Below are 13,118 nucleotides of genomic sequence, written 5' to 3' on the forward strand. Positions count from 1 at the left end.
GCGTGTAGTCGGTGCCGAAGGTGAGGGTAGCCCCGTTGCTTAGGGTTACTGTTACATCAGTCTTTGGCGTGTGGTCGAGCGAGCCTGTGATGGTGGCTTTGTCTGTGCCTTCTTCAACCGTGACATTGTTCAGCGTCAGGGTGGCCGCATCGCCGTTTTCGATGATATCAGCCACTGTAGTGGTGACGGTGGCGCCATCTGCTTGCAGATCTTCCAGCTTAGCGTTGTCGCCCGTCTCGGTGATGCTTGCAATGCTGTTGGTGATGTTATCGGAGGTGTAAAGGTCGTTAGCCACATCCGTGGTGGTCGAGCCTGCAGTCTGACCTGCTTTGATAGTGATTTCTTCACCGTTCGCCAGTGTGACGGTAATGTCGTTTTGGGCTTCACCGCCCACGAGGGTTGCGGTGTAAGTAATCTGGCCACCTTCGTTGACCTTGTCAGACGCAGTGAGTTTGACGGTCACGGTGTTGATGGTGTCTTTAACAGAGACAGTGACGCTGTCTGGTGAGGTCAGAGATTCAAAGTCACCGCCCGTGACGGTTACGTCATAGGTGGTGTCAGACGCATCGACTACAACGTCTTCACCGTTGTTGATATCAAATGGCGTGGAGGTCACCAAGGTACCCGGCGTGTAATCGGTGCCGAAGGTGAGGGTGGCCCCGTTGCTTAATGTCACCGTGACTTCAGTCTTTGGTGTGTGGTCGAGCGAGCCCGTGATGGTGGCTTTTTCTGTGCCTTCTTCAACCGTGACATTGTTCAGTGTCAGGGTCGCGGCATCACCATCTTCCAACACGTCGGCCACGTCAGTGGTGACGGTAGTGCCATCTGCTTGAAGGTCTTCTAACTTAGCGTTGTCACCCGCCTCGGTGACATTGGCAATGCTGTTGGTGATGTCAGCGGAGTCGTAAATATCGTTGGCAACGTCTGCGGTGACAGTGCCTTCGGTCTGACCCGCTTTGATAGTGATTTCTTCGCCGTTAGCCAAAGTCACTGTGATGTCGTTTTTCGCAACGCCGCCTTCTAGTGTGGCGGTGTAAGTGATCTTGCCACCTTCGTTGACCTTGTCAGACGCAGTGAGTTTCACGGTGACGGTGTCGATGGTGTCTTCAACAGAGACAGTGACGCTGTCTGGTGAGGTCAGAGATTCAAATTCACCGCCCGTGACGGTTACGTCATAGGTAATGTTTGACGCATCAACCACGACATCTTCACCGTTGTTGATAGCGAATGGCGTGGAGGTCACCAAGGTGCCTGGCGTGTAATCGGTGCCGAAGGTGAGGGTAGCCCCGTTGCTTAATGTCACCGTGACTTCAGTCTTTGGTGTGTGGTCGAGCGAGCCCGTGATGGTGGCTTTATCTGTGCCTTCTTCAACCGTGACATTGTTCAGCGTCAAGGTGGCCGTATCGCCGTTTTCGATGATATCAGCCACAGTCGTGGTGACGGTTGCACCATCTGCTTGCAGGTCTTCCAGCTTAGCGTTGTTTCCTGTCTCAGTGACATTAGCAATGCTGTTGGTGATGTTATCGGAGTGGTAAATATCGTTGGCAACATCTGCGGTGACAGTGCCTTCGGTCTGACCTGCTTTGATAGTGATTTCTTCACCGTTCGCCAGTGTGACGGTAATGTCGTTTTTCGCAACGCCGCCTTCTAGTGTGGCGGTGTAAGTGATCTTGCCACCTTCGTTGACCTTGTCAGACGCAGTGAGTTTGACGGTCACGGCATCGATGGTGTCTTCAACAGAGACAGTGATGCTGTCTGGTGAGGTCAGAGATTCAAATTCACCGCCCGTGACGGTCACGTCATAGGTGGTGTCAGATGCATCAACCACGACATCTTCACCGTTGTTGATATCGAATGGCGTGGAGGTCACCAAGGTACCCGGCGTGTAATCGGTACCGAAGGTGAGGGTGGCACCGTTGCTTAGCGTTACCGTGACTTCAGTCTTTGGTGTGTGGTCGAGCGAGCCCGTGATGGTGGCTTTATCTGTGCCTTCTTTTACGGTGACATTGTTCAGGGTCAGGGTGGCGGTATCGCCGTTTTCGATGATATCAGCCACAGTCGTGGTGACGGTTGCGCCATCTGCTTGCAGGTCTTCCAGCTTAGCGTTGTTTCCTGTCTCAGTGACATTGGCAATGCTGTTGATGATGTCAGCGGAGTCGTAAATGTCGTTGGCAACGTCCGTAGTAACAGTACCTGATGTTTCGCCCGCGGTGATGGTGATCTTCTCACCGTTCGCCAAGGTGACGGTAATGTCATTTTTGGCGATGCCGCTTTCTAACGTTGCAGTGTAGGTGATTTCATCACCTTCGTTGACAGAGCCAGACGCGGTCAGTTTGACGGTCACGGTGTCGCTATCATCTACGACTGTGTTTTTCACCGTACCTTCCAGCTTTACATCTTCAAAGCTGTTACTTGATACGTTATCGATGTTTACGGTCAGTGCTTGGTCAACTTGCTGATAAAGGTCATCAGCACGGACATCAACAGTCACCGAGCCTTCACTTTCACCCGCTTTGATGGTGATGGTTTCCGCGTTGCTCAGGGGGACCGTGATGTCTTCATTGGTTGGGGCATTCAAAGTCACGGTGTATGTGATGGTGCTGCCTTCTGTAATGTCTTGCCCGTTGGTGTCCGAGCTCAAGGTGGCGGTGGTGGTGTCAGAATCATCTATCACTGTATGCGTGATGTTCCCGACCAAAACAGTGCTCTCAAAAGTGTTGTTTGAGACATTGTCGATTGTAACGTTTATCGTCTGGTCATCTTGGGTGTAGTGATCGTCATCGCGAACACTTGCATCGACGGAGCCGGATAGTTCACCTGCTTTAATAGTGATGATCTGTTGGTTACTCAACGTTATGGTAATGTCTTCGTTTGCCTCGGTGCTCAAGGTCACTATGTAAGTAATCTTGCCACCTTCAATGACTGTACCGTTTGCGGTGTTAGCGCTGAGTGTGATGGTCGTGATATCACTGTCATCAACAACCTGATTCGTCACCGTACCTTGAGGCGTAGAGCTATCAAAACTATTCTCAGAAATGTTGTCGATGGTGACGGTCAGTGCTTTGTCGTCATCTTTGTAGAGGTCATCCTCTCGCGTGCTGACTGCGACTTGTCCAACGGTTTCACCCGCCAGCACCGTAATGTTTTCGCCATTGCTTAGGGTGATGGTGATGTCTTCTTGTGCTTGTTCGTTAAGGGTGACGATGTAGGTGATTTCACCCCCTTCCACAATGTCTTTACCATTCGTCTCTGATGAGAGTGTAAAGGTCGCATCAATGGTTGGCGTTGGCACTGCTGGTGTCAGCGGTTCGGTCGGCGCAGATCCATCGCTACCAGAGGCTAAGCGAGTGTCTGTGGTATCACCTCTTTCCACCCTGACAGTATTGAATTCACGACTCACCCCTTCGGTGTCGTATCCCGCTTTGGCTAATGTTTCGTTCGCGGCTCGGCCGATGGTGGTAGGTGCTTGAGAGCCTGTGTTTGACGTCGTTCCTCCAGCTGCTGTTGCTTCTAGCGCTTGCGTGGGGTCGAAGTCTTCATTGAGTAAGAGCGCTTGCAAGGCGGCAATTTCGGCATCTTGACTAAGGCTATCGAGCGAGAACTCATCGGTTTCAGTCACGCCTAGCGGCAGTGCGCTCCCATCTTCTAATGCAAGGAGAGCGTTAGTACCTTCAGGGATAATGATTTCAGTACCTGCCGTGACGTCCGTTAATTCAGAAAGATGAACCTCTTTTCCATTAACTTTGACATGAACGTTTCCGTTGACTGAAATGACTGTCGCTGGCTGCTTGGTAATGATCGAATCCATGAACGCTTTCCTGCAGATAGGTGAAACAAATGTGTATGCATCTATATAGACACATAAGTCTCATATATGTGACGATTGAAAACAATCAGAATTTACGCGGTTGTTTAAGGAGATGTTTCAAAGGGTGATAAGTGCTGTAAAAACATATTGATGATTAAGCGTTGATATATCGATGATATTTAAGCGCGAATGCTCAGTGTATTACTGGTTATATACAGGTATGGGAAAGAGTAAACCTGAAAGGGGGCTTTCGAATCAGTTCAAGGTTTGAAGAACATTTCGTATGTTAACAACACTGGGCGAGAATTATCTCAGCGTAATTTAGGCTTCAACGTTGAGTCTATGCGCCAGATCGTACAAAATACCTGCCGATTTAATATGACACGCAGATCTGCGGAACTCCCGCACTGCCTAACCCGGAAATTGCCCAAGCATGTCAAACTCTCCATTCCAGCAAGAAGTCGACAAACGCCGTACGTTTGCGATTATTTCGCACCCGGATGCCGGTAAAACAACAATCACTGAAAAAGTGTTATTGTTCGGAAACGCGCTCCAGAAAGCCGGCACAGTTAAAGGTCGCGGTTCTAACCAACATGCGAAATCAGACTGGATGGAAATGGAAAAAGAACGTGGTATCTCGGTGACGACGTCGGTGATGCAGTTCCCGTATAACGATTGCTTGGTAAACCTTCTTGATACGCCGGGACACGAAGACTTCTCTGAAGATACTTACCGTACTCTGACGGCTGTTGACTCCTGCTTGATGGTTATCGACGCTGCGAAAGGTGTTGAGGATCGCACACGCAAGCTGATGGAAGTTACCCGTCTTCGCGATACACCAATCGTAACCTTCATGAACAAATTGGACCGTGACATTCGTGATCCAATGGAATTGCTTGATGAAGTTGAGAACGAGCTGAACATCGCTTGTGCGCCAGTCTCTTGGCCGATTGGTTGTGGTAAAGAGTTCAAAGGCGTTTACCACATTCACCGTGATGAATCGATTCTGTATCAAACAGGTCAAGGTCATACGATCCAAGAAAAACGCATCATTAAAGGGTTGGACAACCCTGAGCTTGATACGGCGATTGGTGATGATCTTGCCGCGCAACTGCGTGATGAGCTTGAACTGGTTATTGGTGCGTCACACGAGTTCGATCAAGAACTGTTTACTCAAGGTGAACTGACGCCAGTCTTCTTTGGTACCGCACTGGGTAACTTTGGTGTTGACCACATGTTGGATGGTTTGACGGAGTGGGCGCCTAAGCCGTTGGCTCGCCAAGCGCATGAGCGTGCGGTTGAATCAAGCGAAGACAAATTCAGTGGTTTCGTCTTTAAGATCCAAGCAAACATGGATCCAAAACACCGCGACCGCATTGCATTCATGCGCATCGTGTCAGGCAAATACAGTCAAGGCATGAAAATGAAGCATGTACGCACCGGTAAAATGGTGTCTATTTCTGATGCGGTAACCTTCATGGCAGGCGACCGTTCGCGCGCGGCTGAAGCCTATGCCGGCGACATTATTGGTTTGCACAACCACGGCACGATTCAGATTGGTGATACCTTCACTCAAAGTGAAGATTTGAAGTTCTCAGGCATTCCTAACTTCGCACCAGAATTGTTCCGTCGCATTCGTCTGCGTGATCCACTGAAGCAAAAACAATTGCTGAAGGGGCTTGTTCAGCTGTCTGAAGAAGGTGCAGTGCAGGTGTTCCGTCCGCTTGTGTCTAACGACTTGATCGTCGGTGCGGTCGGTGTACTTCAGTTTGACGTGGTTGTTGCGCGTTTGAAGTCTGAGTACAACGTAGAAGCGATTTATGAGCCAGTGAACGTTGCGACAGCGCGTTGGGTTGAATGCACTGATGGTAAGAAGTTGGATGATTTCCAGCGTAAGAACCAGTCTAACCTTGCGTTGGATGGCGGTGACAACTTAACGTACATTGCGCCAACCATGGTAAACCTGAGTTTGACGCAAGAACGTCACCCTGACGTCAGTTTCCGCGCCACTCGCGAGCATTGATTCAGCACTGTTGCGGTTGGCAACATGCATGATCTAAACAAAAGCCGTCTTAATTGACGGCTTTTTTGTATGCTAAGGAAAAAGAAAAAGGAATTCAGATGATAGATACTCACTGCCACTTCGATTTCCCTCCTTTTGGTGATGATCCTGCTTATTGGGTATCTCGCTCAGTGGATGCGGGGCTCACGTCGATCATCGTGCCTAGTGTGACTGCAGACCGATGGTCATCCGTGCAATCACTTTCTGCCTCTCATTCTCCGCTCTATTTTGCCGTGGGCTTGCACCCTGTGTGGTCATCTTCACACCAAGAGGGAGACATCGCCGCATTGGAAGCGTTTTTGGCAACGTCTCCCGAAAAGTGTGTTGCGGTGGGCGAGTGTGGGCTGGATTTTATGATCGATGATGCAAACCCTCAGGCACAAATTGACATATTGAAGCAGCAACTCACCCTTGCAGAAACATTCCAACTTCCCGTCATTCTCCATTGTCGAAAAGCGCACAATGAACTTTTGCAGGTGCTTAACGGTTTTCCAAATGTAAAAGGTGTTTTGCACGCGTTTAGTGGCAGCAAAGAGATGGGGCTGAACTATATTAAACGTGGTTTTTTGCTCGGGATTGGTGGAACCATTACCTATGAACGTGCCAACAAAACCCGAAATGCCATTGCAGAATTACCGATTTCCGCAATGGTATTGGAAACGGATGCCCCGGACATGCCCGTCTCTGGCTACCAAGGTGAGCCCAATTTACCTGAGCGTTTATTGCTCATTGCTGAAGCTCTGGCGGGTTTAAAAGACAGCAGTGTAGATGAAATTATTCAAGCAACATCGCAAAACGCGCGTCAGCTATTTGCGTTGAACAGCTAGATTTCATCGTTTGCCTAAACGTTTGCGTAAGACATACGTCACAAAATATGATCAATATCACCTTTCTGAGTGAATTGAGCCGTAATTTTCACTCTAAGTGTGACTAATGCATTCCTATGGGTGCGAACTCAAGCGTATAATCGCCGCCGGAAATACATTCCAATTTGTCGAGACGCCAAGATTTTTTAGGAACCCCTTAATATGAGCCTGATTATGAGCCTTGTAGGGATGGTTGTACTGCTTGCTATCGCAGTGCTTCTATCTGATAACCGCAAAGCAATTAACATTCGTACCGTTGGTGGTGCGTTTGCTATCCAGTTTATCCTGGGTGGTTTTATCCTGTTCGTTCCGTGGGGCCAAACCCTGCTGAATGGTATGGCAAACGCAGTACAGAACGTGATCAACTACGGTAAAGACGGTATTGGCTTCCTGTTTGGTAGCCTGGTTAACTTCTCTGTAGATGGCATTGGTTTTATCTTTGCTTTCCAAGTGTTGCCAACCGTTGTGTTCTTCTCTGCGCTGATCAGCGTACTTTACTACCTAGGTATCATGCAGTTTGTTATCCGCATCCTGGGTGGCGCACTACGTAAAGTACTGGGTACGTCGCACGCAGAATCAATGTCTGCAACGGCGAACATTTTCGTAGGTCAAACTGAAGCACCTTTGGTTGTTCGTCCTTACGTACCAAAAATGACCCAATCAGAGTTGTTCGCAGTAATGTGTGGTGGTATGGCATCTGTTGCAGGTGGTGTACTAGCAGGTTACGCAGCGATGGGTGTTCCTCTTTCTTACCTGATTGCCGCTTCATTCATGGCAGCACCAGGTGGTCTTCTGTTCGCGAAAATCATCAAGCCTGAAACTGATCAACCTATTGAGCAGTTCGGTAAAGATTCTGATGATGAAGAAGAAGACAAGCCTGCAAACCTTATCGATGCAGCTGCTGGCGGCGCATCTTCTGGTATGCAACTTGCGCTGAACATCGGTGCAATGCTGTTGGCATTCATCGGCCTTATCGCGCTGATCAACGGCATGCTTAGCGGCATCGGTGGCTGGTTCGGTATGGAAGGTCTAACCCTTGAGTGGTTGCTAGGTAAGGTGTTCGCACCGCTTGCATTCCTTATCGGTGTGCCTTGGTCTGAAGCTGACCTAGCAGGTTCTTTCATCGGTCAGAAGATCGTTGTGAACGAATTCGTTGCTTACCTGAACTTCACGCCAATGATCGCTGAACTGTCAGACAAGACTGTTGCGATTATCTCGTTCGCACTGTGTGGTTTTGCTAACCTGTCTTCTGTTGCTATCCTTCTGGGTGGTCTAGGCAGCATCGCACCAACACGTCGCCACGACATCGCACGCTTCGGTATGAAAGCTGTTGCTGCAGGTACACTGTCTAACTTGATGAGTGCGACCATTGCAGGCTTCTTCCTGACGCTAGCCGCTCTGTAATTTAGCAGTAAAAAAGACGTTGAAAACCGCCTCCTCGTGAGGCGGTTTTTTTATGCCTGATACGACAAAAGAAGCCGTGCTCAATACGGATTGAAGGAGTCGTAATTATTCCCCACGAATAAGACACAGACATGCCAGATCGCGGCGTATATTTTTAAGTGCTGTTGATAAGAGAAAACACAGTGTTGATGAGGCGAATAATCAACACAGTGTTTTTCAACAGAAACAGGTAACACCTAGTGCTTGCTGAAGAACATTGGTAAAATTGGTGAGCGCTGTCAAAGATTCAGAGGTGGTATTTCACTAAATTTCATCTCAGTTTCACACAGTCAGCGGAGCAGTGAAACATAGACGCCTGAGTGAACCGGATCTGCATCGGTACTTGGGTAGACATCCCGGCAACGGGGTGCGCGGCAACAAGGATTGTTGGTTGGTTTGATGTTTATTTGAATATGCACAATAAGCACACCAAACTTCATGGAGCCAAGTCCGCTCATCAAATTGAACGTCACCTTTTGATGTTGAGTTTGTCACTTGGTTTTGAAAATTTAGACTGGAGAAAGTCATGAGCGAATTAAAATCAGCAGCACTACGTGCCCTTAAACTGATGGATCTTACTACCCTGAACGATGACGACACTGACGCGAAAGTTATCGAACTGTGTAAGAGCGCGAAAAGCCCTGCTGGCAATACTGCTGCTATCTGCATCTACCCACGCTTCATCCCTGTTGCAAAAAAACAGCTTCGTGAGCAAGGTACCCCTGAGATTAAAATCGCGACCGTGACAAACTTCCCACACGGTAACGACGACATTGAGATCGCGGTTGCTGAAACCAAAGCTGCAGTGGCTTACGGCGCTGATGAAGTTGACGTTGTATTCCCATACCGCACGCTTATCGCTGGCGATGAAAACACAGGCTTTGAACTGGTTAAGCAGTGTAAAGCAGCGTGTGGCGATATTACGTTGAAAGTGATCATCGAAACGGGCGAACTGAAAGAAGCGGCGTTGATCAAACGTGCTTCTGAGATCGCTATCGAAGCGGGCGCTGATTTCATTAAAACCTCAACGGGTAAAGTGCCTGTTAACGCAACCCCTGAATCTGCTGAAATCATGCTGACCGTGATCAAAGACATGGGTGTTGCTGAGAGAGTAGGTTTCAAACCTGCTGGCGGCGTACGTACTGCGGAAGACGCAGCAGAATACCTTGCGATGGCAGATCGCATCCTTGGTGGTGAGTGGGCGGACAACGCGCACTACCGTTTTGGTGCTTCAAGCCTACTTGCGAACCTACTTCACACCTTGGGTGAAGGCGAGAAAGCGGCAGAAGGCGGCTACTGATCCTCTCGATTATGTAGCGATCGGGGAGTGCGATGCATTCCCCATCCAATAGACCTTCGTCTGTTCCTTGTTTGTGAGGTGTTTTATGTACCTTCCCCAAGAAATCATCAGAAAGAAACGCGACAACATCGCGCTAACGTCTGACGAGATTAACTTTTTTATCAAAGGCGTGGCGAGCGACACAGTCTCTGAAGGACAAATAGCCGCGTTTGCAATGGCTGTGTATTTCAATGACATGACCATGGATGAGCGCGTCGCACTGACCTGTGCAATGCGTGATTCAGGCATGGTGATTGATTGGTCACACATGCATTTTGACGGCCCAATCGTCGACAAGCACAGTACCGGCGGAGTGGGTGATGTCACCTCATTAATGCTAGGCCCAATGGTGGCAGCATGTGGTGGCTATGTACCGATGATCTCAGGCCGTGGCCTAGGCCATACTGGCGGTACATTGGATAAACTAGAGTCTATTCCAGGCTACAACATCACCCCGACCAATGACGTATTTGGTCAGGTAACCCGTGAAGCGGGTGTTGCCATCATCGGCCAAACGGGCGATTTAGCCCCAGCGGACAAGCGTGTATACGCAACACGTGATGTGACGGCGACTGTCGACAATATTTCGCTCATCACCGCGTCTATTTTGTCGAAGAAGCTGGCTGCAGGTCTGGAGTCACTCGTGATGGACGTGAAAGTAGGGTCTGGCGCCTTCATGCCGACTTACGCACAGTCCGAAGAATTAGCGAAATCGATTGTCGCTGTCGCTAACGGAGCGGGAACACGCACCAGTGCGTTGCTGACTGACATGAACCAAGTGCTGGCGTCGAGCGCAGGTAATGCACTCGAAGTGAAAGAAGCCGTACAGTTCCTCACAGGCGAATACCGTAACCCGCGTTTGTATGCGGTCACGATGGCGCTATGTGCAGAAATGTTGGTGATCAGCGGTTTGGCTGCGAACGATGCTGAAGCAAAACAAAAACTGCAAACGGTGCTGGACAACGGCAAGGCGGCAGAATGTTTCGGTAAAATGGTGGCAGGCCTAGGCGGGCCGCTCGATTTCGTAGAAAATTACGGTAAGTACTTGGCGACCGCCAATGTTATCAAACCTGTCTTTGCATCCAACGCGGGATTTGTCTCTGCAATGGATACTCGAGCGATGGGGATGGCAGTGGTCGGGCTCGGCGGCGGACGCCGTGTTGCCAGTGACACCATTGACTACTCAGTGGGCTTTAGCGATGTGATCCGTTTAGGAATGCAGGCTGATAGCTCAACACCGCTAGCGGTTGTGCATGCGAAGGACGAAGCGCAATGGCAACAAGCAGCGGAACAACTTCAGGCCGCGATGGTTATCGCTGACGACGCACCTCAGGCAACGCCAGATGTGTATCGCCAAATTGGCCCACAAGACGTCTAACGGAGGCGACCATGAAACGCGCTATTATTTTGGTTCTAGATTCATTCGGGATCGGGGCATCTGAAGACGCCGTCAAGTTTGGCGATGTAGGTGCAGATACGCTAGGTTCAATCGCGAAAGCGTGTGCAGCAGGCGAAGCAAACAACGATGATCGCCAAGGTCCTCTTACTTTGCCTAACCTGACCCGTCTTGGCCTCGGTAAAGCGGGCGAAGAATCGTCAGGCACTTTCCCAGCAGGTCTTGATCCAAACGCTGACATTATCGGTGCTTATGGCCATGCGAAAGAATTGTCGTCAGGCAAAGATACACCGTCTGGTCACTGGGAAATTGCAGGTGTGCCTGTGCTGTTTGATTGGGGATATTTCACAGACAAAGAAAACAGCTTCCCGAAAGAACTCACAGACCGTATTCTAGCGCGCGCGGGTCTCTCCGGCTTTTTGGGTAACTGCCATGCATCAGGCACAGAAGTGTTGGATGCGCTTGGTGAAGAGCACATGAAGACAGGTCTTCCTATCTTCTATACCTCTGCAGACTCGGTATTCCAAATCGCGTGTCATGAAGACACCTTCGGTCTGGATCGTTTGCTCGAGCTTTGCCAGATTGCACGTGAAGAATTGGAAGACTACAACATTGGTCGTGTTATCGCGCGCCCATTCGTTGGCCCAGGTAAAGGCCAATTTGAGCGCACAGGTAACCGCCGAGATCTGTCTGTTGAGCCGCCAGCTGCTACCGTGCTTCAAAAGCTGGTTGAAGAAAAGTCTGGCAACGTTATCTCCATCGGTAAGATTGCAGATATCTACGCCCATGTTGGCATTACCCAGAAAGTGAAAGCAACGGGTCTAGAAGCCTTGTTTGATGCCACCAAAGATGCGATTACCGCGGCAGGTGACAACAGCATCGTCTTCACCAACTTCGTTGACTTTGACTCGCACTACGGCCACCGCCGTAATGTAGCGGGCTATGCCGCTGCACTTGAGTATTTCGATAAGCGTCTACCAGAAATTATCGAGATGCTTGATGAAAACGATCTTCTGATCCTGACCGCTGACCACGGTTGCGATCCAACCTGGCCGGGTTCTGATCACACGCGTGAGCACATCCCAGTGCTGGTTTATGGCAAGAAAGTGCCAGCGGGCTCATTGGGCCGTCGCGAAACCTTTGCAGATATTGGCCAAACTTTGGCTCAGTACTTTGGTACTTCAGATATGGAATACGGTAAATCATTCCTGTAATCCGACCTACTTTGATCAAAAGGAACTAACACATGGCAACTCCACATATCAATGCCGAAATGGGTGACTTTGCAGACGTTGTACTTATGCCAGGCGATCCGCTTCGCGCAAAGTACATTGCAGAAACTTTCCTTGCTGACGTTAAGCAAGTTTGTGATGTTCGCAACATGTACGGTTACACCGGTACGTACAAAGGTCGTAAGATCTCTGTTATGGGCCACGGTATGGGTATCCCATCATGCTCAATCTACGCGACTGAGCTGATCAAAGACTTCGGCGTGAAGAAAATCATTCGCGTAGGTAGCTGTGGTGCAGTGCGTGAAGACGTGAAACTGCGTGATGTTGTTATCGGTGTTGGTGCATCAACGGATGCGAAAATCAACCGTACGCGTTTCAACGGCCACGACTTTGCAGCGATTGCAGATTTCGACATGACCCGTAACGCGGTGGATGCAGCGAAAGCAAAAGGCATCAACGTACGTGTAGGTAACATCTTCTCTGCTGACCTGTTCTACTCACCAGAGCCAGCATTCTTCGACACCATGGCGAAGTACGGCATTCTAGGTGTTGAAATGGAAGCAGCAGGCATCTACGGTGTTGCTGCAGAATTCGGCGCGAAAGCACTGACCATCTGTACCGTATCTGACCACATCAAGACTGGCGAACAAACAACATCAGAAGAGCGTCAAACCACGTTCAACGAAATGATTGAAATCGCACTTGAATCTGTACTGCTAGGCGACGCTGAAGAAGCGTAATCTGCCCAGTTCAGAAAGACAAAAGGATGGCTTAGGCCATCCTTTTTTGTGTTTAAAATCTATAAGTTTCGAGTTTCGAGTTTCGAGAAGAGAGCAGATCATCTCAGTCAACGATAGTCTCTAGTCTCTAGTCTCTAGTCTCTAGTCTCTAGTCTCTAGTCTCTAGTCTCTAGTCTCTAGTCTCTAGTCTCTAGTCTCTAGTCTCTAATCTCGACACTCACATCTCGCTCTT

The 13,118-nt window shown here is 49.5% G+C and carries 8 protein-coding genes and 1 pseudogene; 7 read left to right on the top strand and 2 right to left on the bottom strand.

Annotation, left to right across the window (positions count from 1 at the left end):
* Both EQP46_RS24650 and EQP46_RS21165 read right to left on the bottom strand, forming a co-directional pair.
* Window positions 1-802 (bottom strand): immunoglobulin-like domain-containing protein (locus tag EQP46_RS24650; protein WP_420841392.1); only part of this gene is annotated, 802 nt, incomplete at its 3' end.
* A 51-nt stretch (window positions 803-853) separates the two neighbouring features.
* Window positions 854-3,808, bottom strand: a pseudogene (locus tag EQP46_RS21165) (immunoglobulin-like domain-containing protein); the annotation flags it as partial.
* 433 nt (window positions 3,809-4,241) lie between these two features.
* Between EQP46_RS21165 and prfC the strand changes: the two are divergent.
* From prfC to deoD, 7 genes are all read left to right on the top strand, one after another.
* Window positions 4,242-5,831 carry a peptide chain release factor 3 gene (prfC, locus tag EQP46_RS21170; protein WP_129495530.1) on the top strand — a complete coding sequence of 530 codons (1,590 nt, stop codon included), beginning with the start codon at window positions 4,242-4,244 and terminating at the stop codon, window positions 5,829-5,831.
* Window positions 5,832-5,929: 98 nt separating this feature from the next.
* Window positions 5,930-6,697 (top strand): TatD family hydrolase, encoded by a 768-nt coding sequence (locus EQP46_RS21175; protein WP_129495531.1) that lies wholly within the window; start codon window positions 5,930-5,932, stop codon window positions 6,695-6,697.
* Between the two features lie 201 nt (window positions 6,698-6,898).
* Window positions 6,899-8,140 carry a NupC/NupG family nucleoside CNT transporter gene (locus tag EQP46_RS21180; RefSeq protein WP_129495532.1) on the top strand — a complete coding sequence of 414 codons (1,242 nt, stop codon included), beginning with the start codon at window positions 6,899-6,901 and terminating at the stop codon, window positions 8,138-8,140.
* A gap of 565 nt (window positions 8,141-8,705) precedes the next feature.
* The gene (deoC, locus tag EQP46_RS21185; protein WP_129495533.1) at window positions 8,706-9,479 is read left to right on the top strand and encodes a deoxyribose-phosphate aldolase; all 774 of its coding nucleotides are present in this window, start codon (window positions 8,706-8,708) and stop codon (window positions 9,477-9,479) included.
* 85 nt (window positions 9,480-9,564) lie between these two features.
* Complete coding sequence (gene deoA, locus EQP46_RS21190; RefSeq protein ID WP_129495534.1) at window positions 9,565-10,896, top strand: thymidine phosphorylase; 1,332 nt, start codon at window positions 9,565-9,567, stop codon at window positions 10,894-10,896.
* A gap of 11 nt (window positions 10,897-10,907) precedes the next feature.
* A complete protein-coding gene (locus tag EQP46_RS21195) occupies window positions 10,908-12,128 on the top strand; it encodes a phosphopentomutase (protein WP_129495535.1) in 1,221 nt (406 codons plus the stop codon).
* Window positions 12,129-12,160: 32 nt separating this feature from the next.
* A complete protein-coding gene (gene deoD, locus EQP46_RS21200; protein WP_017012557.1) occupies window positions 12,161-12,886 on the top strand; it encodes a purine-nucleoside phosphorylase in 726 nt (241 codons plus the stop codon).
* Window positions 12,887-13,118 lie beyond the last annotated feature (232 nt).

It is taken from the genome of Enterovibrio baiacu (assembly GCF_004120195.1).
Classification (GTDB): domain Bacteria; phylum Pseudomonadota; class Gammaproteobacteria; order Enterobacterales; family Vibrionaceae; genus Enterovibrio; species Enterovibrio baiacui.

Coding starts and splice junctions, on each gene's coding strand:
- prfC (WP_129495530.1), top strand. CDS start 4,242: ATGTCAAACTCTCCATTCCAGCAAGAAGTCGACAAACGCCGTACGTTT.
- EQP46_RS21175 (WP_129495531.1), top strand. CDS start 5,930: ATGATAGATACTCACTGCCACTTCGATTTCCCTCCTTTTGGTGATGAT.
- EQP46_RS21180 (WP_129495532.1), top strand. CDS start 6,899: ATGAGCCTGATTATGAGCCTTGTAGGGATGGTTGTACTGCTTGCTATC.
- deoC (WP_129495533.1), top strand. CDS start 8,706: ATGAGCGAATTAAAATCAGCAGCACTACGTGCCCTTAAACTGATGGAT.
- deoA (WP_129495534.1), top strand. CDS start 9,565: ATGTACCTTCCCCAAGAAATCATCAGAAAGAAACGCGACAACATCGCG.
- EQP46_RS21195 (WP_129495535.1), top strand. CDS start 10,908: ATGAAACGCGCTATTATTTTGGTTCTAGATTCATTCGGGATCGGGGCA.
- deoD (WP_017012557.1), top strand. CDS start 12,161: ATGGCAACTCCACATATCAATGCCGAAATGGGTGACTTTGCAGACGTT.